18 protein-coding genes are annotated in these 22804 nt (G+C 72.2%); 11 read left to right on the forward strand and 7 right to left on the reverse strand.

From position 1 onward, the window contains the following. Positions 1-159: 159 nt before the first annotated feature. Both ACH4DZ_RS32130 and ACH4DZ_RS32135 read left to right on the forward strand, forming a co-directional pair. Positions 160-543 (forward strand): STAS domain-containing protein, encoded by a 384-nt coding sequence (locus tag ACH4DZ_RS32130; protein WP_398291057.1) that lies wholly within the window; start codon positions 160-162, stop codon positions 541-543. 353 nt (positions 544-896) lie between these two features. Next, entirely contained in the window at positions 897-2654 is a 1758-nt protein-coding gene (locus ACH4DZ_RS32135) for a PP2C family protein-serine/threonine phosphatase (RefSeq protein WP_398291059.1), read from the forward strand. Between the two features lie 6 nt (positions 2655-2660). Here the strand turns inward: ACH4DZ_RS32135 and ACH4DZ_RS32140 are convergent, their stop codons facing one another. Then, entirely contained in the window at positions 2661-3152 is a 492-nt protein-coding gene (locus ACH4DZ_RS32140) for a MarR family winged helix-turn-helix transcriptional regulator (RefSeq protein ID WP_398291061.1), read from the reverse strand. A gap of 188 nt (positions 3153-3340) precedes the next feature. Next, positions 3341-4309: an alpha/beta hydrolase gene (locus ACH4DZ_RS32145; RefSeq protein WP_398291063.1), complete on the reverse strand. Its 969-nt coding sequence runs from the start codon at positions 4307-4309 to the stop codon at positions 3341-3343. Positions 4310-4518: 209 nt separating this feature from the next. Here ACH4DZ_RS32145 and ACH4DZ_RS32150 point away from each other — a divergent pair, with 209 nt between their 5' ends. From ACH4DZ_RS32150 to ACH4DZ_RS32160, 3 genes are all read left to right on the forward strand, one after another. Next, complete coding sequence (locus ACH4DZ_RS32150; protein WP_398291125.1) at positions 4519-4959, forward strand: MarR family winged helix-turn-helix transcriptional regulator; 441 nt, start codon at positions 4519-4521, stop codon at positions 4957-4959. 150 nt (positions 4960-5109) lie between these two features. Continuing rightward, entirely contained in the window at positions 5110-5667 is a 558-nt protein-coding gene (locus ACH4DZ_RS32155) for a GNAT family N-acetyltransferase (RefSeq protein WP_398291065.1), read from the forward strand. Between the two features lie 94 nt (positions 5668-5761). Further along, positions 5762-6235: a carboxymuconolactone decarboxylase family protein gene (locus tag ACH4DZ_RS32160; RefSeq protein WP_398291067.1), complete on the forward strand. Its 474-nt coding sequence runs from the start codon at positions 5762-5764 to the stop codon at positions 6233-6235. A 14-nt stretch (positions 6236-6249) separates the two neighbouring features. Here the strand turns inward: ACH4DZ_RS32160 and ACH4DZ_RS32165 are convergent, their stop codons facing one another. Next, entirely contained in the window at positions 6250-6453 is a 204-nt protein-coding gene (locus ACH4DZ_RS32165) for a hypothetical protein (protein WP_398291069.1), read from the reverse strand. A 178-nt stretch (positions 6454-6631) separates the two neighbouring features. Here ACH4DZ_RS32165 and ACH4DZ_RS32170 point away from each other — a divergent pair, with 178 nt between their 5' ends. From ACH4DZ_RS32170 to ACH4DZ_RS32185, 4 genes are all read left to right on the forward strand, one after another. Further along, positions 6632-7582 (forward strand): TauD/TfdA dioxygenase family protein, encoded by a 951-nt coding sequence (locus tag ACH4DZ_RS32170; protein ID WP_398291071.1) that lies wholly within the window; start codon positions 6632-6634, stop codon positions 7580-7582. A gap of 145 nt (positions 7583-7727) precedes the next feature. Further along, positions 7728-11570, forward strand: coding sequence for a S8 family serine peptidase (locus ACH4DZ_RS32175; RefSeq protein WP_398291127.1), 3843 nt, complete (start codon positions 7728-7730; stop codon positions 11568-11570). A 121-nt stretch (positions 11571-11691) separates the two neighbouring features. Beyond that, the gene (locus tag ACH4DZ_RS32180) at positions 11692-12696 is read left to right on the forward strand and encodes a helix-turn-helix domain-containing protein (protein WP_398291073.1); all 1005 of its coding nucleotides are present in this window, start codon (positions 11692-11694) and stop codon (positions 12694-12696) included. A 294-nt stretch (positions 12697-12990) separates the two neighbouring features. After that, entirely contained in the window at positions 12991-15348 is a 2358-nt protein-coding gene (locus ACH4DZ_RS32185) for a M4 family metallopeptidase (protein WP_398291075.1), read from the forward strand. Between the two features lie 187 nt (positions 15349-15535). Here the strand turns inward: ACH4DZ_RS32185 and ACH4DZ_RS32190 are convergent, their stop codons facing one another. Beyond that, the gene (locus ACH4DZ_RS32190) at positions 15536-16180 is read right to left on the reverse strand and encodes a DUF6629 family protein (protein ID WP_398291077.1); all 645 of its coding nucleotides are present in this window, start codon (positions 16178-16180) and stop codon (positions 15536-15538) included. Between the two features lie 177 nt (positions 16181-16357). On the opposite strand from ACH4DZ_RS32190, the gene ACH4DZ_RS32195 reads away from it, so the two are divergent. Next, positions 16358-18106 (forward strand): acyltransferase, encoded by a 1749-nt coding sequence (locus tag ACH4DZ_RS32195; RefSeq protein WP_398291079.1) that lies wholly within the window; start codon positions 16358-16360, stop codon positions 18104-18106. Here ACH4DZ_RS32195 and ACH4DZ_RS32200 read toward each other — a convergent pair. Together ACH4DZ_RS32200 and ACH4DZ_RS32205 are read right to left on the reverse strand one after the other, a co-directional pair. Next, a complete protein-coding gene (locus ACH4DZ_RS32200) occupies positions 18076-18990 on the reverse strand; it encodes an endonuclease/exonuclease/phosphatase family protein (protein ID WP_398291081.1) in 915 nt (304 codons plus the stop codon). The two genes, ACH4DZ_RS32195 and ACH4DZ_RS32200, sit on opposite strands and share 31 nt — an antisense overlap. 125 nt (positions 18991-19115) lie before the next feature. After that, positions 19116-20885, reverse strand: coding sequence for a glycosyltransferase family 39 protein (locus tag ACH4DZ_RS32205; RefSeq protein ID WP_398291083.1), 1770 nt, complete (start codon positions 20883-20885; stop codon positions 19116-19118). 172 nt (positions 20886-21057) lie between these two features. Between ACH4DZ_RS32205 and ACH4DZ_RS32210 the strand changes: the two genes are divergently transcribed. Further along, positions 21058-21867: an NPP1 family protein gene (locus tag ACH4DZ_RS32210; protein WP_398291085.1), complete on the forward strand. Its 810-nt coding sequence runs from the start codon at positions 21058-21060 to the stop codon at positions 21865-21867. An 18-nt stretch (positions 21868-21885) separates the two neighbouring features. Here the strand turns inward: ACH4DZ_RS32210 and ACH4DZ_RS32215 are convergent, their stop codons facing one another. Next, positions 21886-22728 carry an alpha/beta fold hydrolase gene (locus ACH4DZ_RS32215; protein ID WP_398291087.1) on the reverse strand — a complete coding sequence of 281 codons (843 nt, stop codon included), beginning with the start codon at positions 22726-22728 and terminating at the stop codon, positions 21886-21888. Positions 22729-22804 lie beyond the last annotated feature (76 nt).

Below are 22804 nucleotides of genomic sequence, written 5' to 3' on the forward strand. Positions count from 1 at the left end.
GACGAGAGACACAGACCCGCTGGTGAGGCCACTGCCTGCGCGTGCCGCGAGAAAACGCCGACGAGAGCTTGATCACGTCGCGCGTGCCGTCGGCGACGGCATCGAATACGCGTACGGGGGTAGCTGCCCCAGACCGTTATGACTTTGTGGGAGGTACTTGTGTCCATAGCCCAGAACCCGTTGTCCGTAGAGGTCTCCCTGCCTCGCGAGGACGTCGTGCTGCTCACGGTCGAGGGACATCTGGACATCGACACCGCGACGGGACTCCAGCACCATCTGGCGAACCAGTTCCAGCACGGTCGTCGTCACTTCCTGCTGGACCTCTCGGCCGTTCCGTTCATGGACTCGTCCGGTATGAACATCATCATCAGGGCGTACCAGCAGACGCGGGAGCTCGATGGGAGCGTGCACATCATCTCGCCGACGCCGCCTGTGCGACGGATCCTCGACCTCACCGGTGTGAGCATCACCGTGCCCGTGTCCGACAGCGTCGAGGACTCGCTCGCGCTCGTGGACAAGCAGCAGCGCAGCGACTCCGCCTGAGCCTCACGCACGCTCCGCCATCGGGGGACGGCGGAGCACAGTCACGTACAACAGTTGTTGTTTGACAACATTTGACCAAGGCAAGGAATGTGAGCAGTGCCGGGCCGGGCGTACGCCGTCTCCGCGCGAGGAGCCGTGATGTCCGGTCCCGGCGTCATCCGCGCGTCGCGCGTCGCCATGACCGGTCATGGTCTGCCGAGCCGACGGGCTTCGCCCTCGGACACGGCTCTCACGTCCTTCCAACCGGCTGTGATCGCCGCCCCGCCGACACGCGATGCGAGCAGCTCCGCCCGGCCCGTAGGGGACGCCATCGCCGTCGCCGCACCGGCCCCCACTCCGTCGGACCGCACACCATGATTCGTACCTGGCACATCTCCACCGTCCCCGACGCCGCCCGGGCCCGTGTCGACACGGCACGCCTGGCCGCCGCGCACGGGGTCTCCGACATGGAGCGGACCCGTCTGACGGCTTCACTCGGCGCACAGTTGCGGCAGTGCCTCGCGCGGGGCGGCACCTGGCGACTGGATCTGGAGGCGGCCACGGAACCGTCCGAGGACGGTGTGCTGCGGGCCGTCGTGACCTCGTGCGACGGCGCGGACGCCGAGGGCGGGCCGGCGTGGCACATGACGGTCGCCCGCGCCGAGGGCGCGCCCACGACGGAGGCCGGGTGCGTGGCCGACGACCACGAGGCGCTGGCCGAGGCCCTGCTGGGTGCCGACGAGGACACAGCCCTGGTGCTGGAGAGACTCGGCGAGCGGGAGGACCTGGTCACCTTCCACCGGGAGGAACTGGATCAGACCAATCAGGGCGTCCTGGCCCTGCACGCCGAGCTGGACGCGGCCGGCCGGGCCCAGCGCGACCTCCTGGCCGCCGAACGGAAGGCGCGCAGTGAGGCGGAGACCGCCCGCCGCAGACTGACGTTCCTGGCCGACGCCAGCGCGGTGCTGACGGCCTCGCTCAACCACGACGAGGTCGTCCGCCGGCTGCAGGGCCTGCTGGTCCCCGAGTACGCCGGCAGTGTCGACGTATGGCTCTTCGACGGGGACGACGAGGACCGCGTGCACGCGCCCCGTCCGGCCGCCGCCGTGGTCGCGGCCCGCACCGGGCGCCCGCAGTACGCGGCCGACCATCCCGGCGACCTGCCCGGTGTCGACGACCATCCCTCCTCGACGCCGCTTCCCGCGGCGCCCCTGCTGTGCATTCCGCTGGGGACCCGGCGGACACCGCAGGGGGTCCTGATCCTCTCGCCGCCGGCCGCGCGCTGGGACGCCGACGACGTCGTCATGCTGATCGAACTCACCCGCCGGGCCGGCGTGGCGATCGACAACGCCCGGCGCTTCGAGCACAACCGGGACATCGCCGAGACCCTGCAGCGGGCCCTGCTCACGGACCTGCCCACCACCCCGGGGCTGCGTCTGGCCGCGCGCTATCTGCCGGCCACCCACGGTCTGAACATCGGCGGCGACTGGTACGACGCCTTCCGCCAGCCCGACGGCAGCCTCATCACCGTCATCGGAGACGTGACCGGGCACGGCCTGCACGCCGCCGTCATGATGAGCCAGTTGCGCACCGCACTGCGCGCGTACGCCGTCGACGGCGGCACCCCGGGCCAGCTCCTCACCCGGCTGCACATCTTCCTGCACCACCTGCAGCCCGATCTGTACGCCACCGCCGTCATCGCGCGCTTCCACCCCGACGACCCGACGCTCACCTGGGCCGCGGCGGGCCACCCGCCGCCCGTGCTGCGCACCCCCGACGGCCAGGTGCACACGCTCGACGCCAAGCCCGGTGCGATGCTCGGCATCCCGCTGCAGCAGGTGATCCGGGACCACACCGTCACCCTCGCGCCCGGTTCGACGCTGGCGCTCTACACGGACGGTCTGGTCGAACGCCGCGCCCAGGGCATAGACCCGGGCATCGAGCGGCTCGCCACCGCGCTCGGCACCTTCCGTTCCGCGGACCTCGACGCCGACCTGGACGCCTCGGCCGACAGTCTGCTGCATCCGCTGCTGGCCGATTCCGAGCGGGACGACGACGTGTGTCTGCTGCTGTGCCATCTGCACAGCCGGGCGGCGCAGCCGGCGAGGACCCCCACCAAGCTGGCGTTCTGAGCGGTCTCAGCCGGCTTGTGGCGGCTGCGGACGTACGAGGGTGTGGGCCCGGTGGAAGGCGCGCAGGCCCTGCTGCAGGGAGGCCCGCTCCCCCGGCGTCATCACCGCGAACACACCGGTGAGACTCAGGGAGCGGTGCTCGGTGACCTCGGCCAGGAGCCGCCGCCCCTGGGAGGTGACCACGAGCTGCACCTCACGGCGGCTGTGCGGCTGCACCGTCCGCCGCAGCAACCCGGCGGCTTCGAGGCGGCCGCACAGCCGGCTCGCGGTGGGCAGCCCTATGCCCAGGTGCTCGGCCAGGGTGGTGAGATTGAGTTCGGGCAGTCTTCGGACGGTCTGCAGCGCGAGCAGTTGCCGGGTGGGCAGTCGGGGCGGGGCGTCCGCGGCCGCCCCGAACCACAGCGTCACCAGACTCTCCACCGCGTCGAGGACCTGATCGGCGAGCGAGTCCGGCGGGTGGCCGGCGCGCTGCGGGCGATCCGGCACGGGAGTGGTCACACGCACTTCTCTTTCGGTTCTCTCGGCCGGCTCCGGCCAGGACAGGGGTCGTGTACGTCGGCCCTACCCGAACAAACGGACCGTACACGGCCCGCACTCCCCCGTGGCGGCGAACAGCCCGGCCCTCCCCCTCCCGCGTGCGTGGTACGGGAGGAGCAGGACCGGGCCGTCTCCGGTGGCCGCGACGGTCAGCCGGTGGCCAGGGCCCCCTTGAGCACGGTGATCGCCTGGCTGATGGCGGCCTCGGCGGCGTGGGTCCCGCGCAGGGCGTTGAGCATCACGAAGTCGTGGATGATGCCCTGGTAGCGGACCGCGGTGACGGGCACGCCGGCCTCGCGCAGCTTGTTGGCGTAGGCCTCGCCCTCGTCGCGCAGGACGTCGGCCTCACCGGTGACGACGAGGGCCGGCGGCAGACCCGTGAGCTGCTCGGTGGTGGCCCGCAGCGGGGAGGCCGTGATCTCGGCGCGCTGCTTCTCGTCGGTCGTGTACTGGTCCCAGAACCACTGCATGCCGTCGCGGCGCAGGAAGTAGCCCTCGGCGAACTGGTGGTACGAGCCGGTGTCGAAGGAAGCGTCGGTGACCGGGTAGAACAGCACCTGCTGGACGAGCGTGACGTCGCCGCGCTCCTTGGCCATGAGCGTCAGGGCGGCGGCCATGTTCCCGCCGACGGAGTCGCCCACCACGGCGACGCGGGACGCGTCGAGCCCGTGGTCGGCGCCGTTGCCGGCGACCCACTGGGCGACGGTGTAGTTCTGCTCGATGGCGACGGGGTAGCGCGCCTCGGGCGAGAGGTCGTACTCGGGGAAGACGACCGCGGCATGGGCGCCGACGGCGAGTTCGCGCACCAGGCGGTCGTGGGTGTGGGCGTTGCCGAAGACCCAGCCGGCGCCGTGGATGTAGACGATGACCGGGAGGGTGCCGGTCGCTCCCGCGGGGCGGACGATCCGGGTGCGGACCTCTCCGGTGGGGCCGCCGGGGACGGTGATCCACTCCTCGTCGACGGCCGGCTCGGCGATCTCGCCCGACTGGACCTCGTCGACGGCCTTGCGGCCTTCGACCGGGCCGAGGTCGAACAGGTAGGGCGGGTTGGCGGTCGCCTCGGCGAAGGCCGCGGCGGCGGGTTCCAGGACGGGGCGGACACCGGTTGTGTCGGTCATGACGATCTCCTCGGATCTGGTGGCACTTCCAGAACAGTAGCTCACGACTTAGTCGTGCACAACTAATTAGGGCGCGATACGATCGGGGAGACTCGACGGCAGCCTCGGCGCTAGGGTGGGGATCACCGAGGCAGATCGAGGCAGATCACCGAGTACGGAGGTACGCCGTGAGCACCGCCGGAGCCGAATCGGCACAGGGGGACGCACCCGTGTCGCCGCAGGGGGGCTCCCTCCTGCTGGAGGACCAGCTCTGCTTCGCCCTCTACGCGGCCTCCCGGGCGGTCACCGCCCGCTACCGCCCCCTGCTGGACGAGCTGGGTCTGACCTATCCGCAGTACCTGGTGATGCTCGCGCTGTGGGAGCAGGACTCGCTCTCCGTACGCGACCTGGGCACGGCTCTCCAACTGGAGTCCAGCACCCTGTCGCCCCTCCTCAAGCGCCTGGAGGCGAACGGGCTGCTGCGGCGCGAACGCAGGGCGGAGGACGAGCGTTCCGTCGCCCTGCACCTCACCGAGGCCGGGACACGACTCCAGGACCGGGCGAACGCGGTCCCCCTCGCCATGGGCGACGCGATGGCCCTGACCCCCGAACAGGACGCCACAGCCAAACACCTGCTCCGCCTACTCACCACAAACGTCAGCACCGGATAGAGGCGCACCCCCGCCCGCCAGGGGCGCGGGGAACTGCGCGATCAGCCCCCACCGAGCCCGCGGACAAAGGGGCAGGCCGGGGCGCAGCCCCGCCTGGAAGGGGCGCGGGGAACTGCGCGACCGCCCCCACCGGCGTGGGACGATCGGGACATGCTGCTGGAAACCCCCAGGCTCACCCTGCGCCGCTTCCGCGCCGAGGACGCGGCCCCCCTGGCCGCCTACCGCTCCGACCCCGCGGTGGCCCGCTACCAGAGCTGGACCGCGCCGCTGCCCCTCGACACGGCCGCCCACGTCGTACGGTCGCTCGCCGAGGGGTCCCCGGAGAGTCCGGGCTGGTTCCAGTACGCGATCGAGCTCAAGGCCGACCGGTGCCTGGTGGGCGACGTGGGGGTCTGTCTGCACGAGAACCTGATGCAGGCCGAGATCGGGTTCACGCTGGCCGGCGACCGGCAGGGGCACGGCTATGCCACGGAGGCCGTGGCGTCGGTGCTCGACGACCTGTTCGGGCGCCGGGGGCTGCACCGGGTGTCCGCCGAGTGCGACGCGCGCAACACCCCTTCGGCCCGGCTGCTGCGACGGCTCGGATTCGTGCAGGAGGGCCTTCTCCGGCAGGCCAGTCGGCTCAAGGGCGAATGGACGGACGACCTGCTGTTCGGCCTGCTCGCCTCGGACCGCCGGCACCCCGCCCCCGCCCCCGCCCCCGATTAGGACCCGAGACGCACGTCACATTCCCCCATGTCACACTGCGCGCACGGTGGGCGTCATGAATGTGCAACTCCCTACAACGACAGAGGAGCACATCATGGAAGCCCGTCTGAACCTCATGGGCAGCCCGGCCGCGGCCACCTTCATCAAGCACCTCTCCTCGGCGGGCAAGGTCGTCTCCGACTCAGGGCTGCCGGCCTCGACGCAGGAGCTGGTGAAGATCCGCGCGAGCCAGATCAACGGCTGCGGCTTCTGCACCGACATGCACACCAAGGAAGCCACCGCCGCGGGAGAGACCCCGACCCGGCTCAACCTCGTCGCGGCCTGGCGCGAGGCCAAGGTCTTCACCGAGGCGGAGCGGGCCGCGCTGGAACTGGCGGAGCAGGGCACCCGTATCGCCGACGCGGCCGGCGGGGTCACGGACGAGGCCTGGGAGAACGCCGCCAAGCACTACGACGAGGAGCAACTGGCCGGCCTGGTGTTCCTGATCTCCCTCATCAACGCCTTCAACCGGGCGAACGTCATCGTCCAGCAGCCCGCCGGGGACTACCGCGTCGGCCAGTTCGGCTAACCGGCACGCCCCGGTCAGGCGTCGGCCGCCGCGTAGACCCGGCGGCCCTCGACGGTCGAGTCGCCGGCCGGGGGGGGGAAGGACTGGGTGCCCTCGGGCGCGTCGGGGGCGATCCGGTTGACGGCGACATGGATCGCGACGAGGGGGTCGGGGCTGCTGGTGTCCGCCGGGTTCCCGCCCGCCCATGCCGTGTGTCTCCACCTGGCCTTCCTCGACACGGCCCTCAGCCACGCGGCCCTGTACGCCGCGTGCCAGGCACTCTCCCGGGAGCGGCGCGAGGCCGACGAGCAGGCGTGGACGGCGGCCTACCGGTCGGTCGAGGCGCACTGTCGCCCTCCGGAGGAAAGGGGTCATGCTGGCCCCGACCAGTCGCCGCGCACGATCAACGGAGCACGTATGACGACGGACAGGGGTACGCAGATCGAGGTCAGGCCGGTCGCGGGCCACATCGGCGCCGAGGTCGTCGGCGTCGATCTGGCGGGGGACCTGGACGACACGGTGGTCGCCGGGATCCGGGCGGCGGTGCTGCGCTGGAAGGTGGTGTTCTTCCGCGGGCAGCGTCTGGACCACGCCTCGCACGTCGCGTTCACCCGCCGGTTCGGCGAGCCGGTCCGCCTGCGCAAACGCGGCAGCGCGTCACCCGCCGACGTCCCGGAGATAGAGACGACGGCCGACCGGCTGGAACTCGGCGGGCGGTACGGCATGGAGCACGACGAGTGGCTGCGCAGGCGCCGCCACTCGCTGCTGCGCGGCTGGCACTGCGACCACGGCGCCCGCGTCGATCCGCCGGCGGCGACGATCCTGCGCGCCGAGACCGTGCCCCCGTACGGCGGCGACACCACCTGGTCGAACCTGGCGGCGGCCTACGCCGGGCTGTCGGCCCCGCTGCGGGACTTCGTCGACGGGCTGCGCGCCGAGCACCGCCTCGGGGTCGGCTACCAGACACGGCCCGGCGAGGACGCGTACGCACGCCATCTGCTGGACCGGCAGATCGCCACCGAGCATCCGCTGGTGCGGGCGCATCCCGAGACGGGCGAGCGCGTGCTGTTCGTCAACGGCTACTACGTCGAGCAGATCCTCGGCCTCTCCCGGATGGAGAGCGCGCCCCTCCTGGAGATGCTGCTGGGCCAGGCGACGCGGCCCGAGTACACCGTGCGGTTCCGCTGGGAGCCGGGCAGCGTGGCCTTCTGGGACAACCGGGCCACCATCCACCTGGCTCCGAGCGACACCACGCAGGTCGACCATCCGCGGGTCATGCACCGGGTGATGCTCGCGGGCGAGGTCCCCGTCGGGGTGGACGGCAGGCCCTCGGCCCCGGTCGTGGGGAGCGAACCGGGGGTCTGGTGAGGGTCTTTCGGGGCGGTCGCCCGGGTGTCGTGGTTGCGACATGTCCCACCTGTGCCACCCGAATCGAGTGACATGACATTCCGCGCCACCGGATTCTGTCCAGCGCATGAACTTCTCTGTGCGTACGACGGAAGGCACGGCACTGATGAGACGGATTCGCCTGGTGGCGGCGATATCGACAGGACTCGCCCTGGCTGCCGGCGCGGTGGCGCCGGTGGCCGCTCGCGGCGGTACGGGGCCCACGGCGACGGCGGCGGCCGAACTCCCCGCGCCGAAGAGCCTCGGCACCGTGCGCCTGATCACCGGTGACCGGGTGACCGTGGGCGCGGACTCGGAAGGGCGCCGGACCGCCTCGGTCACGCCGGGGCCGGGGCGGCGGCACATCCTCTTCAGGACCTACGAACAGGACGGGCGGCTGACCATCCTGCCGTCCGACGCCGGAGAGCTGGTCTCGGCGGGACGCCTGGACCGGGGGCTGTTCGACGTGGGCGCGCTCCTCGCGCAGCGGTACGACGAGGCGCACAGCGACGCGCTTCCGCTGATCGTGGCGGGGGCGGCCGGCGCGGCGGAGTCCGCCGTGCGGCGGCTGACCTCTCTCGCCGAGGACGGGTCGCCGGTCCGCCGGCTGGACAGCATCGGGGCGCGGTCGGTGCGCGTCGCCGAGGGGGATCTCGGCCGGTTCTGGAAGCAACTGACCGCGACCGAAGGCACGGTGAGTGCGGCTCGGTCCGCCGACGCCCCCCGGGTGTGGCTCGACGGCCGGGTGAACGCCTCGCTGGACCGCAGTGTCCCGCAGATCGGCGCGCCCACCGTGTGGCAGGCCGGTCAGCGGGGCGAGTCCGTGAAGGTCGCCGTCCTGGACACGGGCGCGGACCGATCCCATCCGGATCTGGTCGGACGCGTCTCCGAAGCCAGGGACTTCTCCGGCAGTTCCGGTACCGGGGACGCCTTCGGGCACGGCACCCATGTCGCGTCCATCGTCGGCGGCAGCGGAGCCGCGTCCGACGGCGGAGGCAAGGGGGGCAAGGGAGTGGCGCCCGCCGCCGACCTGCTCGTCGGCAAGGTACTCGGCGACGACGGCTACGGCAGCGAGTCCCAGGTGATCGCCGGCATGGAGTGGGCGGCGGCCTCGGGTGCCAAGGTCGTCAACATGAGCCTGGGCTCGGACAGTCCGAGCGACGGCACCGACCCGATGAGCCTCGCGCTGAACGAACTCACCGAGCGCACCGGCACGTTGTTCGTCGTCGCGGCGGGCAACAGCGGTGAGCAGGGCATGAGCACCATCGGCTCGCCCGGCGCCGCGGACGCGGCCCTCACCGTCGGCGCGGTCGACCGCGATGGCGCCCTCGCCCCGTTCTCCAGCCGCGGCCCGCGCTCCGGCGACGACGCGGTCAAGCCCGACGTGACGGCACCCGGCGTCGGCATCGTGGCGGCCCGCGCGGCCGGCACGACCATGGGCGACCCGGTCGACGCACAGCACGTGGCGGCTTCCGGTACGTCGATGGCGGCCCCGCATGTGGCGGGCGCCGCCGCGCTGCTCGCCCAGCGGCACCCCGGCTGGAGCGCCCGGCAGTTGAAGGACGCGCTCGTCAGCACCGCTCGTACGGCGGCCGGCCAGGAGGTCACCGAGCAGGGCGGCGGTCTCGTCGACGTGGCCGCGGCGGCGCTGGGTCCGGTCACCGCCACGGGCACCGTCGCCCTGGGCCCGTTCGAGACCGGCGGCGGAGACACCCGTACGACGGAACTGAGGTACACCAACACCTCCGGTGCCGATGTCACGCTGGCGCTGGGCGTCCGGCTGGCCACGGCGGGCGGCCGTACGCCGGCGGAAGGGGCGGTGAGGCTCGGCTCCGGTTCGGTGCGGGTGCCCGCGGGTGCCACCGCCGAGGTTCCGCTGACGGTCGATCCGGCCCGGGTCGAGCGGGGCGACTACTACGGATACGTGACCGCGGCCTCCGCGGACGGCAAGGTCAGCGTGCACACCACGGTGAGCCTGGCCGTGCAGGGGCCGACCCACCGGCTCACCGTCAGGACCATCGATCTCAAGGGCAGGCGCATCGAGGCGCTGCCGACGATCTGGGGCACCGACGGCTTCGTGGGCTACACCGACCCGGGCAGCGGCACCGATCCGGCCGTCGCCGAAGTCGAGGAGGGCACCTACCAGTTGGACCACTCGTCCCTGGAGACGGTTGCCGACGGACAGGAACTGCGGCACGTGGTCCTGCCCGAGGTGAAGGTCACCAAGGACATGTCCGTCACGCTCGACGAGCGCAGGACGACCCTGGTCGACATCCGTACGCCCCGGCCGGCCGAACAGCGCGGCATCCTCAGCTACCAGACGTACCGGAAGATCGACGGGCACAGCCTGATCCAGGGGACGATGTACTTCGACCTCGGCAGGCGTCTGTATGTGAGTCCGACCTCCGCCGTCACCGACGGCACCTTCGAGTTCGCCTCGCGCTGGCAGCTCGTCGCACCGCTGCTCGCCATGGCGGTGTCGGGCGGCAAGGGCGGCAAGGAGACGCCGGACGCCTACTACATGCCCGCCTCGCCGCTCTTCGACGAGAAGGCAACCGACGGGAAGGGAAGCGGCGGGAAGGGGACGCGGCTGACCGCGGTCGCCGCGGGGGACGCCGCCGCGCCGGACTTCGTCGGGGCCCGCGGGAAACTCGCGGTCCTCACCAACGAACAGAACGTCGATGAGAGGGAGTTGGCCGAGCAGGCGGCGGCTGCCGGAGTACGCGGCATCGTGCTGGTCCACTTCAGCGACATCGCGTGGACCCGCTGGCATCCGCAGGGCGACCGCTGGGGTGTGCCGACCGTCAGGATCGGCGCGAAGGCGGGAGCAGCTCTGCTGCAGCGGATCGGCAAGGGGCGGACCACGGTGGACTTCACCGGCACGGCCCGCAGCCCGTATCTGTACGACGTCATGCAGGTGTCTTCGCAGCGCGTCCCGGACAAGGTGGTGCACACGGTGTCCGAGCGCAACAGCGCGGTGGTGAAGGCCCGGTACGCCGACAACGGCGGCGCGCGGTGGGCCGCTGAGCAGCGCTTCGCGCGGCGGCCGTACCAGGACACCGCCTGGCTGCAGTACACGCGTTATGTGCCGACCGGCTTCGACCGGACCGAGTACGTGAGTTCCGGTGACACCGAGTGGAAGCACGTCGTGCACCACGAGACCACGTTCGACGTGGACACCCCGCTGGTCGTCGGCATGGCGGACGCCGCGCGCACCTACCGGGCGGGCGAGCGGACGAGCGACACCTGGCAGGGGGCCGTCGTCCGGCCGTCGATCCCGCGCGGCACCACGACGCCGTCCGTGCGCTCGGGTGACGTACTGAGCCTGCGCATCCCGGAGTTCACCGATTCGCAGGCAGGGCATCGGTCGCGGCTGCTCGCAGGGGGCGGCGGCATCGGCACCTCGGGCGGGGCGAAGGCGGCGCAGGGCGACTCGGCCGCCGCCGTGCTGTACCGCGACGGCCACAACGCCGCGGAGGCCGACGGCGGGTACGCGGACTTCGAGGTCCCGTCCGGTGCGGCCGTCTACCGGCTGGACCTCACGACCTCACGGGTGTCGCCGGAGTGGGCGTACGGGACCGGCACCGAGACGTCCTGGTCGTTCCGCTCGGGCAGCACGGGCGCGACGACGGTCCTGCCGCTGCTCCAGCTCGACTACGACGTCCCGGTCGACGCGTACAACGCCGTCCGTTCCGGCCGTACGCACTCGGTCGGACTGTCGGTCCGCGCCCAGGACGGACTGGCCGCGCCGCGAGGGGTGAGCGTCCGGGTCGAGACCTCGTACGACGACGGCCGGAACTGGAGCCGGGCCGAGGTGAGGAGCCGCGGGCACAACGAGTTCGAGGCCGCCGTCAAGAAGCCGTCACGGGTACGCGGTGACGCCTACGTGACACTGAGAGTGACGGCACGCGACGCGGCGGGCAACTCCGTGCGGCAGACCGTGCAACGGGCCTACCTGCAGCGCGGATAGGCACTCGGGCCCACAGCGGGGGTGAGCGGGGCGCCAGCCGTCCCGCTCACCCTCACCGCCTGTAACACCCGTGGAGTACGGTGTCCGATCAGTGAAGCCGGTCGGTCTCGGGGAGGGCGCCATGACGCTGGAGGCTGCAGGGGTGACGGACGCCGAGGAGTCCGTCTACCGGCATCTGGTGACGGCGGGCCAGGCGTCGGCGGGTGATGTGGCCGCGCGCACCGGGCTGAGCCCGGCGGAGGCCGAGGCGGTGCTCGACGCACTGGCCGTCAAGGGCATGGCGAGCCACACCGACATGCTGCCCCGGCACTTCCGGGCCACTCCCCCGGACGTGGCGCTGATACCCCGGCTGAAGCGGAACGCCGACGCGCTCGACCTGGCCCGCGCCGAGGCCACGAGCCTGCTGCAGGTGTACCGCGACACGATGCGCCGGCGGGACGCGGGCGAGCTGATCGAGGTCATCACGGGCGCCGAGGCGCTGCGCCAGCACCTGCGGCAGATCCAGGCGAGCGCCCAGGACGAGATGCTGTGGTTCTGCAAGGCCCAGTACGTGGCGATGCCGTCGGGCAGCAACAGTTCGGAGTTCGAGGCGCTGGCGCGCGGCGTGCGTTACCGGGTGCTGTACGAGAAGGCGTTCTTCGACGACGAGGGAGCCGTTGACAACGTTGTTGCGGGGGTGCGCGCCGGGGAGACCGCCCGTGCGGTGCCGCATCTGCCGCTGCGGCTGGCGGTGGCGGACCGTGCCATCGCGGTCTGCCCGCTCGTGCCCGGCGGCCCCCAGGGCAACCCGGACGAGCCCACCGCCGCACTCGTACGGGACAGCAATCTGCTCGCCGCTCTGGTCGCCCTGTTCGAGCGCTACTGGGAGGACGCCGTCCCGCTGGACGTCGACGACTCGGGCGCGGTCGCCGGGACGGACGGGGTCGGCGGTCCCGATCCGCTGTCCGCGGTCGACCGGCGGCTGCTCGCCCTGCTGGTGGCCGGCGTCACGGACAAGGCCGTGGCCACACAACTGGGCCTGAGCCGCCGCACGGTGCAGCGGCACATCCAGCGCATGATGGAGCTGGCGGGCGCGGCGACCCGGATGCAACTGGCCTGGCAGGCCGCGCGCCGGGGCTGGCTGTGACGGACGTCCGCCGGTCCGGCCGTAGGGCGAGAAGTGGCCAAAGTGGCTGATGAAAGCTGTGTTGCCACCGCGTAAAGGCCCATGTGATCCACCGCGCGCGACGACACTCACAGCGGACCGCCGCCGACCGGATTCCGGACAATGATCTCCGCAGTGATGACACTCACCCCTCTCACTGAAACGATCCAGTGACCGCGCGGTCGTCTCCCACCCCCTCTTCCGCCGGGGCACTCCGTCCCCGGCGCCAGATCTGACGTGCCGTCACCAGACGGCAGGACACCAGGAGTTGCAGCAGTGACGGACATCCTCCGTACGACCGGGACGGCAACCTCGTCCCCAGGTCCCGCACCATCCCGCCGTCGCACCCTCACCCGCTCGCGTACGACGGCGATCGCGGTCACCGCGCTGGGCGCGCTTCTCGGCTCGGCGCTCCCCGCCTGGAGCGCCGAACCCGAGGCCGCCCGCGCGGACAGGGCGCCCCGGCAGATCGAGGCGGAACCCAGACCCGGCGCCAGAACGGTCGAACTCTCCCCCGCGCAGCGCGAGGGGCTGCTCGCGGCGGCGGCCGACTCCCGTACGGCCACGGCCCGTTCGCTGAAGCTGGGCGAGCGGGAGAGGCTGATACCGAAGGACGTCGTCAAGGACGCCGACGGGACCGTGCACACCCGCTACGAGCGTACGTTCGCCGGGCTGCCCGTCCTCGGGGGCGATCTGGTGGTCCACGAGCGCGGCAGGGCCCGCAGTGTCTCCAGGTCGTCTCCGGCGACGATCGCGGTACCGACGACCCAGGCCGCCGTACCGGCCGCGAAGGCCCAGAAGTCGGCGCTGGAGGCCGCCGAGTCGGAGAAGACCGACGAGGCGGCGGCCGAAGGGGCCCCGCGGCTCGTCGTCTGGGCGGGCGAAGGCGCCGCCGAACCGGTGCTCGCCTGGGAGAGCGTCGTCGACGGCGTTCAGGAGGACGGGACCCCGAGCAGTCTGCGGGTGGTGACCGACGCCGGGAGCGGTGCACGGCTCGGCAGCTTCGAGCAGGTCCACTCCGGTGAGGGGGCGAGCCAGTACAGCGGCACCGTGCAGGTCGGCTCCGTGCGCGACGGCGACCTCTACCGGCTGACCGATCCCCAGCGCGGCGGCCACACGACGTACGACATCAGCGCGGGCGGAAACGGTACGCCACTGACGGATGACAACGATGTCTGGGGCGACGGGACACCCGCCGACCGGCAGACGTCCGCCGTGGACGCCGCCTACGGGGCGCAGAAGACCTGGGACTTCTACCACGACCGGTTCGGCCGCAACGGCATAGCCGACGACGGTGTGGGCGCCCGCTCCCGGGTGCACTACGGCAAGGGGTACGCCAACGCCTTCTGGGACGACCTCTGCTTCTGCATGACGTACGGCGACGGCCTGGACGACGCCCGGCCGCTCACCGAACTCGACATCGCCGCCCATGAGATGACCCACGGCGTCACCTCCGCGACCGCGGACCTCACATACTCCGGCGAGTCGGGCGGCCTCAACGAGGCCACCAGCGACGTCATGGGCACCGCCGTGGAGTTCTTCGCCGACAGCGCCGAGGACGTGCCGGACTACCGGATCGGCGAACTGGCCGACGTACGCGGCACCGGAAAACCCCTGCGGTACATGGACCAGCCCTCCAAGGACGCCTCGGCGAAGGGCACTTCGCAGGACTACTGGACCGAACAGACCCGCAAGCTCGACCCGCACTTCAGCTCCGGCGTGGGCAACCACTTCTTCTATCTGCTCGCCGAGGGCAGCGGCGAGAGGACCGTCAGGGGCGTCGCCTACGACAGCCCCACCTACGACGGTCTGCCGGTCGCGGGCCTGGGCCTGCACAACGCCACCAACGTCTGGTACCGGGCCCTGACCCGCTACATGACCAGCAACACCGACTACGCGGGGGCCCGCACCGCCACGCTCCGGGCGGCGGCCGACCTGTTCGGCACGTCGAGCGACGCGTACGAGGCGGTCGGCAACGCCTGGGCGGCCGTCAACGTCGGCCCGCGGTACGTCAACCACATCGCTGCGGCGACGCCCTCCACCCGGGACTCCGCGGTGGGGCAGCCGGCCAGCCGTGCGTTCGAGGCGACGAGCACCCGCCCCGGCGCCCTGACCTACTCCGCCACCGGCCTGCCCGACGGCCTGTCCATCGACCCCGCCACCGGGGTCGTCTCCGGCACCCCGACGGCGGCCGGCGCCTTCGCCGCCGCCGTCACGATCAGGAACTCCGCCGCCGAGACCCGCACCCTCTCCTTCACCTGGACGGTCCTGGCCTCCGGCGGCGACCACTTCGTCAACCCCGACCGCTTCGACATCCCCAACTGGCGCACCGTCGAGTCGCCGATCGTCGTCACCGGCCGCGAGGGCAACGCCTCCAGCGACCTCAAGGTCACAGTCGACCTCGTGCACGACTTCATCGGCGGCCAGGTCGTCCACCTGGTCGGCGAGGACGGCACGGCGCTGCTGGTGAAGGACTTCGTCTGGGACACCGGTTCCGAACTGCACGCGACCTTCGCGGTCGACGCGTCGGCGCTCCCGGCCAACGGCACGTGGAAGCTGCGCGTCACGGACAACACGCCGGGCATCTTCACCGTCGACCCGGGCCACCTCGACGGCTGGAGCCTCACCTTCTGAGCGACCGGGAGACGGACAGCCCCCTTGGCACTGGTCACCGCCGCGTCCGGCAGCCTGCCGGGCGCGGCGGCGCCCCGGTCGGCAGGCCGGCGGGACTGCGGCCTCAGCCCCGCCACCGACCCCCGGTCACAGGTCGCCTTCACCGTGACCGTCGTCGTCACCGTGACCTTCATCCTCACCGTGACCGTCACCGTCCGGCGGACACCCTGGGCACGCCCGGTGACACGGACCGCCCGCGCACCCAGCCGTACATCACCAGTGAGCACACCGCCGCGAAGGCGCACCACGTCGAGACGAACTCCGCCTCCCACAGCGCCCAGCAGGTCGCCGCCGCCACGGTCACCAGGACGCCCAGGGCGCGCAGGTGCCGGTCGCCGGAGAGCAGCAGTGACCCGATCGTGGCCAGCAGGTAGCCCGCCACGAGCAGCTCCGAGACGGGCAGGGAGATGGCGTAGCCGACGGTGTGGCCGCGGATCTCCGCCGTCGCGCCGTGCGTGGCGAGACAGTACGAGAGAACGGCCGCGGTGACGATTCCCGCGACGAGCGGGATCATCAGCCGTCGCCGCGCGCCCGGCTGCGCCACGCACAGCACGCCCGCCGGCACCCACACCGCGAGCAGCGGCAGAGCGATCGCCGCCCAGGCGACGGTGGCGGGGCCCGTACCTCCGCCGGAGCGCCAGACCAGCGACTCGACGATCTGATGGCCGCCCAGGATCAGGGGCAGCGCGGCCATCGGCAGATCGGTCGTCCTGCGGGTCCGCGCCACGCAGGCCACCCCTACGGCGGCGATGCCGCAGCCCGCCACGAGATCGGCCGTCGCACTGAAACACATCGCGCCACCAGGGGTTCGAGTCGGTTCGTGTCAGGCTCAGGTCACGGCATCCAGGTCTGCCGTGGTCACGCTACGGCCCGGGCCCGCCGGAAGCCGTGCCCGATACACCCATACGGACCCCCGCCCGACATCCGGAGACGTTGCCGGGGAAGTAAGCGCTCTCTATGATCGGGGGTGATGGATTCGGAACGCGCCCTCGACGACTCCTACTTCGACCACTGCCCCTGGGACTTCGGCGGTCGCGCCTCCGCCGCGCAACGGGACGCGCAGGCCGCCCACCAGAAGCGGCTGACAGAGAGTGGCGCGGGTATCGGCCCGCACTGTTTCGTCTCGCCCGCCGCCGGTGTCTTCACCGACGTGCTGCGGCTCGGCGGGAACTCGTACATCGCCGGTCACGCCTACGTCACCGGCGAGGTCACCACCGGCTCCGACTGCACCGTCAATCCGTACGCCACCGTGCGGGGCCGGATCGCGCTGGGCAACGGGGTGCGGATCGGCGCCCACAGTTCGCTGCTCGGCTTCAACCACGGGTTCGCGCCCGACCGCCCCGTGCACCGGCAGCCCCTCACCAGCAAGGGCATCACCGTCGGCGACGACGTGTGGATCGGCTCGAACGTCGTCGTCCTGGACGGGGTGACCATCGGCGACCACTGCGTGGTGGGCGCGGGAGCGGTGGTGACCAGGGATCTGCCGCCCTGGTCCGTCGCCGCCGGCAATCCGGCCCGTCGGCTGCGCGACCGCCGGGAGTCCGGCCCCGCCCGGCGCGGGACGGCGGAGGGCGGTGGCGGGCTCGGGGACGCGGTCGCCCGGTTCGCCGACCGGGCCCGGGTGCAGGCCGTAAACCTTCTCGCGCGCGCCTGGGACGCCGACGCGGGCCGCTACCGCGACCGGCCCGGCGCGCCGCTGACCGTCCGGGCCCACTGCGACGCCGTGGAGATCGCCGATCTGCTCCTCGGCTCACCTCCGCCGCAGTTGTCCGGCGCCGAGCACGCCGAGCGGCTGCGCGCGCTGCAGGAGCCGGCCGGGGGAATGGTGCCCGAACTCGCCGACGACGGCGGCCCCGGCGTGCTGCCCGCCCCCGCGGCGGACGGCTGGATCGACGACGGCGCTGCCGAGTACCACGTACTGTCCGCGGGCTACGCGCTGGATCTGCTGGGCTCCCGCTTCGCCCACCCGGTCCGTGCGGTGGAGCGCATGACGGCGGGGCAGTTGCTCGCACGTCTGGAGTCGCTGCCGTGGCGGACCCGGACCTGGTCGGCCGGTGCCTGGGTGGACTGCTGGGCGACCGGCGCGCACCACAACCTCGGGCTCGGCGCCGGGGCGGGCGAACCGGGCGCCCTGGAGGCGCTGTTCGGCTGGCTGAGCACCCGGGTGGACCCATGGACCGGGATGTGGGGCCGGGCTTCCTCGCCGGCCGGGGGCAGGCTGCAGCTCGTCAACGGCCACTACCGGCTCACGCGCGGCTCGTTCGCCCAGTTCGGGCTCCCGCTGCCGTACGCGGAGCGGGTGGTGGACACGGTGCTCGACCACGGCGCGGATCCGCGCTGGTTCGCCGCGGGCCGTCAGAACGCGTGCAACGTGCTGGACGTGGCCCACCCGCTGTGGCTGGCCGGCCGGCAGAGCGGCCACCGGGCCGCCGAGGCGCGGGCGTGGGCCGGGGAACAGCTGGCGCACGCGCTGGGAGAGTGGCGGGACGGAACCGGCTTCGGCTTCGGCCCGCCGGGCGAGGACGGTACGGGGCCCGGCCGTGAGCCCGGTCTCCAGGGCACCGAGATGTGGCTGGCCGTCGTCTGGCTGCTGGCCGATCTGGTGGGAGTGGCGGACCGGCTGGGGTACCGGCCCCGTGGCGTCCACCGCCCCGAGGCCGCCCGCTCACCCGTGCCGGGGCCGCCCGCTCATCCGGCGCCCGTCGACAGCACGCTGTAATAGAAGCTGTGGTCCGAGTGGACCGTCCGGCGCGCGCCGGTGCAGTGCCAGCGCCCTGCCGCCCCCTCGCCCCAGGTGAACAGGTAGTCGATCTTGCGGCCGTCGTCGTAGGTCGGCCGGACGTACGACGGTCCGGTCTCACGGAGGCCGCTCGCCTCGCTGCCGTTGCCGCCGTACAGGACGTCGAGTTCCGGCGCGTCGGGCGGTGCGTTCAGGTCGCCCGCCAGGACGACCGGGCCCGTGGCGCCGAGCCGGTGGATGCCGTCCGGCTTCCATTCGTCGTGGATGAACCGGGTCTGCGCCTGCCGTTCCGCGTCCTTCGCGCCGCCGACGGTCAGGTGCGTGCTGCACGCCGTGACCGGTGTCCCCGCCGGGTCCGGCCGGCCCGCGGCACGGACGACGGCACAGATGATGCCCCGCTCGCCGCCTCTGCCGTCCGGGTTGGGCAGCAGTGCCGGTGGCAGGATCCTGGCGGCCGAGTGGAACAGGAGGGTGTTCCCGTACGGCTGGCCGTCGGCGCATTTCGTACCGGTGTCGACGAACGCGCTGCGCAGGCCCAACTCCCGGGCGAAGCGCTCCCCTTGGGTCTTGCAGACTTCCTGGAGGCCGATGAACGACCACCGGCCGATGTCACCGAGGGTGAGGTCCCGGATGGCCTCGGCCTCGTCCCTGATCCAGTCGCCGGCGTCGCCCCGGTGGCCGATGTTCCCGTAGATGTTGAACGTGCCGACGTAGAGGTCCCGGGCGGTGTCCGGTGCGGAGGCGGCCGCCTCCGGCGCGGCACCGCTTCTCGCGGGGATTGCCACCAGTACGCACAGGAGGGCCGTCACGATCGCCCTGGCCGCGCCGCGTCTCCTCACAGGACTTGTGCGACGCGTCGTCATGACGGGACGGTACCCTCCCCGCGGCCGAACCAGTGGGCCGCGAGCGGCAGTTGTGACTGAACCGTCCTTCCGTGGCGGCCCGCGGCGTGACGGTGCGTGACGGTCGAGTCCGTTGAGCGTCGGTGTCAGCGACGCCGGAACACCGTGATCGAGTGGCCGACGTCGTCGATCGGCGTGCTGGTGTCGAGCAGTGCGGCCAGCCGCCCGTCCGCCTTCGCCACCGCGGAGTCGGACACCACCAGCAGACCGTGCACCTCACCGAGGGGGGCCTTGAGCGGGTCGGACGCGTCGATGCCGTAGTACGAGGGCACACCGGCGCCCTTGTGGACCAGCCAGACCCGCTCACCGAAGTGGCGCCGGTCGAGGTGGTCCGCGAGACGGCCCAGGTCCTGGCCCCAGTCGACGTTCGAGTCGTGCAGCCGCAGATGCGTCTTCGACGGACCGCCGAACGCCTCGTTGGAGTACGGCAGGTAGTACGGGTAGGTGCGCAGCGAGCTGACCGCCACGAAGCAGAGCAGTGCCGCCGTCGCCCAGTGGGCGGGTCGCCGCCGTGAGAGCGTCACTCCCGCGGCGGCGACCGCCAGGAACATCGGCATGAACACGGCGTAGCGGACGCCCAGATCCCGGGCGCCGTGCATGGAGATGGCGAGGAGTACGGCGGCGGGGACGAGCACGTACGGAGCGGCCGGGCGCAGTCCGCGTACGGCGAGGATCGCGACGGAGCCCGCGGTCCACAGCGCGAGCATGCCGAGCGGGGTCTTCACCAGGAGCGCGGCGGGCAGGTAGTACCAGAGCGAGCCCTCGTAGAGCCGCCCGAACAGGAAGCCCTCCCAGATGTCGTACTCGAAGCCGAACTGGATGCGCAAGCCGTCGCGGTAGGCCTCGGGGAACGGCAGCCAGGCCGCGACCCGGCCGCGCGTCCCGCGGATGTCCGGCACGTTCTCGGGGGCCGCCCAGCGCATCCACGGGTCGACGACGAGATAGGTGGCCCACACGACGGAGACCGCGACCAGCGCCATGCCTACGGCGGCCAGCGCGCCGTACGCGAGGAGCCTGATCCGGGCGCGGGTGTCGGGCGCCGGGATCCGGGGCCGCGCGTCGAGTTCCGGGGTCCGGTGGGCGTGCCGGAACGACAGGACGCCCAGCAGCATCAGCACCGGGATCACGGGCAGCACGCTCATCTTGGTGGCCGCCGCCGCTCCCAGGGCCACGCCGGCGAGCGGGAGGCAGAGGTACGGCCGCCGTCGGGCCCGCCACAGCAGCCAGAGGGCCGTGAGCAGGAACCCGGTCGCGGGCACGTCGAGCGTCGCCAGCGAGCCGTTGGCGATGACGTCCGGCGAGAACGCGTACAGGGCCAGTGCCACGAGGCCGCCGGGCGGGCCGGTGAGATCGCGGGCGAAGGCGAGGACGACCAGCCCGAACAGCAGCGTCAGGACGATGACCGGCAGGCGTGCGTACAGCATCAGCCGGCCGGGGTCGTTGCCCGACTCGTACAGGACGTGCCGGCCGAGTGCCGTCTGGCTTCCGACGAAGTCGGGGTCGAGGTGCGCGTCGGTGAACACCAGGCCGGACGCGATGATCAGCTTGCCCAGGGGCGGGTGTTCGGGGTTGTAACGGAAGCTGCGTTCCTTGAGGTACACCTCGGCCGAGGCCACGTACACCGGTTCGTCGATGGTGGGGGTCTGCTCGACGGCGGTGGTGACCATCGCGAACGCCATCTCGGCGAGGAGCCCGACGACGGCCAGCCCGTACAGCCACCGGCGGCGCCGCGCCGAGCGGACATACCGCAGCAATCCGCCGAAGCGGCCCGGCCGTTCGTCTTCGGTCGCCGGTTCGTGCGGGCGGGGGGCGGTGTGCCCGTCACCTGTCGGCCGGGTGACCTGCGGCGCGCTCATGCGGCACAGCTTTCCACCAACCCTCCTCGTGTGTGACGTTCTTGCGCCGGTCGAGCGACAAGTGTTGGGCGCTCCGTAACCGTTGTGACCGCTGAAGCCTCTTGGCACGCGAGTGAAAATCCGCGACTCTGAGCTGCACATGTCACAAAGGGCGTTGGCCTGTACGGGGCCGATGAGGAGGACACCTGTGAACGGCAGACCGGCATCGAAGTTCCCCGGATCCCGGCGTCTGGGCCGGAAGTCGCTCGGCGTACTGGCGGGCGCCGCGGCTCTGGTCCTCGTATTCCCGGCCACCGCCCTGGCGGCGCCGCCCGCCGCGCTGCCCGCCGACGCGGAGGCGCTGGACTCGACGTTCCAGCCCACGTACGACTACGACACGGACGGCTGCTACGCCACGTCGGCCATCGGCCCCGACGGAACGGTCAACGGCGGACTCAACCCGAGCGGCGCCGTGAACGGCCAGTGCCGCGACGCCTCCGACCTGGACAGCGTCAACACCTACTCGCGCTCCAAGTGCAACAACGGCTGGTGCGCGATCGTCTACGGCTCCTACTTCGAGAAGGACCAGGCCGTGGCGGGAAGCGGGCTCGGCGGGCACCGGCACGACTGGGAGCACGTCGTGGTCTGGGTGCAGAACAACGAGGCCCAGTACGTCTCGACGTCCAACCACGGCTCGTTCACGGTCCACAACCGCTCGGCGATCCGCTGGGACGGCACGCACGCCAAGGTCGTCTACCACAAGGACGGGATCAGCACGCACTGCTTCCGTGCCGCGACCGCGGGCGACGAACCGCCGGAGAACCACAAGGGGACCTGGCAGCGGCCCCCGCTGGTCGGCTGGAACGGCTACCCGGGCAGCCTGCGCTCCACGCTGACCTCGTACAACTTCGGGAGTGCGACGCTCGGCATCAAGGACAGCACGTTCAACTCGCACCTCGCGTCGGCGAAGCCGTCGGGGATCGCGTTCGACCCCAACGCCTGATCGGCGCCTGAACGTACGTCAGGTCCCAGGTGCTGCGCGGCCGTTCGGACGGTCGGGCAGCACCTCGGCGGCGAAGGCGGCGACGTCCTGGACGAGCCGTTCGGGCTCCTCCCAGTACAGGGCGTGACCGGCGCCCTCGTACACGACGAGCCTCGCGTCGAAGAGCGTGTCGAGGATGCGCTGCTGGTCGGAGCGCGGCAGGATGCCGTCGGCGTCGCCCCAGAGCACGAGCGTGGGGACGAGGATCCCCTTCAGGGTGACCACCAGGTCCGTCTCCAGCAGGCCGCGCAGGGTCTCCCGCCATACCCGGGCGGGCACTTTCAGGTTCTCCTCGGCGATCGTCGCGAGGAGTCCGCGTCCCGGCGGGCGGGCGGTGAGGCCGGCGAGCAGTTCCTCGACGAAGGCGCGCGGCACGGGGTCGACCAGGTTCTTGACCTTCTTCCCCAGGGCGACGGCGGCCGGCTTGTCGGCGAGGGTGGCCGGGACGCCCGCCAGGACCAGCCCCGCCACCCGGTCGGGATGGCTGCCCGCGACCAGCCGCGCGGCCACACCGCCGCTGGACGCGCCGACCAGGACGGCCCGGTGGATGCCGACCGCATCGAGGAATTCCACCAGGTCACCCGCGAAGTCCTCCGGGTCGTAGCCGTCCGGCGGCCGTTCGGCGTCGCCGTGGCCCCGCTGGGTGGGGGCGTACCCGTGCAACGCGGCGGGGAGCCGCCTGAGCAGCGGTTCGAACGCCCACCAGGAGTCCGCGAGGCCGTGCACGAAGACGACGGGGACGCCCTCCGGGTATCCCGCCTCCGCGTACGGGAGGACGAGCCCGCTCCTCAGCTGGGCGGCCTTCACCGCGACGGTGCTCACGGCGGCCCTCCTGACGTCGGTCGGCCCCCTCGCACACCGACCGGTGGGCGGCGCGACGATCTCCTTCATCGTAGTG

Origin of the sequence: Streptomyces sp. NPDC017991, assembly GCF_044328075.1 — a bacterium.
Lineage (GTDB): Bacteria > Actinomycetota > Actinomycetes > Streptomycetales > Streptomycetaceae > Streptomyces.

What these genes read in the sequence shown, in the direction of transcription:
- ACH4DZ_RS32175 (WP_398291127.1), top strand. Translation starts at nt 7,728, where the DNA reads ATGAGACGGATTCGCCTGGTGGCGGCGATATCGACAGGACTCGCCCTG.
- ACH4DZ_RS32170 (WP_398291071.1), top strand. Translation starts at nt 6,632, where the DNA reads ATGACGACGGACAGGGGTACGCAGATCGAGGTCAGGCCGGTCGCGGGC.
- ACH4DZ_RS32160 (WP_398291067.1), top strand. Translation starts at nt 5,762, where the DNA reads ATGGAAGCCCGTCTGAACCTCATGGGCAGCCCGGCCGCGGCCACCTTC.
- ACH4DZ_RS32195 (WP_398291079.1), top strand. Translation starts at nt 16,358, where the DNA reads ATGGATTCGGAACGCGCCCTCGACGACTCCTACTTCGACCACTGCCCC.
- ACH4DZ_RS32135 (WP_398291059.1), top strand. Translation starts at nt 897, where the DNA reads ATGATTCGTACCTGGCACATCTCCACCGTCCCCGACGCCGCCCGGGCC.
- ACH4DZ_RS32200 (WP_398291081.1), bottom strand. Translation starts at nt 18,990, where the DNA reads ATGACGACGCGTCGCACAAGTCCTGTGAGGAGACGCGGCGCGGCCAGG.
- ACH4DZ_RS32205 (WP_398291083.1), bottom strand. Translation starts at nt 20,885, where the DNA reads ATGAGCGCGCCGCAGGTCACCCGGCCGACAGGTGACGGGCACACCGCC.
- ACH4DZ_RS32155 (WP_398291065.1), top strand. Translation starts at nt 5,110, where the DNA reads ATGCTGCTGGAAACCCCCAGGCTCACCCTGCGCCGCTTCCGCGCCGAG.
- ACH4DZ_RS32190 (WP_398291077.1), bottom strand. Translation starts at nt 16,180, where the DNA reads ATGTGTTTCAGTGCGACGGCCGATCTCGTGGCGGGCTGCGGCATCGCC.
- ACH4DZ_RS32180 (WP_398291073.1), top strand. Translation starts at nt 11,692, where the DNA reads ATGACGCTGGAGGCTGCAGGGGTGACGGACGCCGAGGAGTCCGTCTAC.
- ACH4DZ_RS32210 (WP_398291085.1), top strand. Translation starts at nt 21,058, where the DNA reads ATGAGGAGGACACCTGTGAACGGCAGACCGGCATCGAAGTTCCCCGGA.
- ACH4DZ_RS32145 (WP_398291063.1), bottom strand. Translation starts at nt 4,309, where the DNA reads ATGACCGACACAACCGGTGTCCGCCCCGTCCTGGAACCCGCCGCCGCG.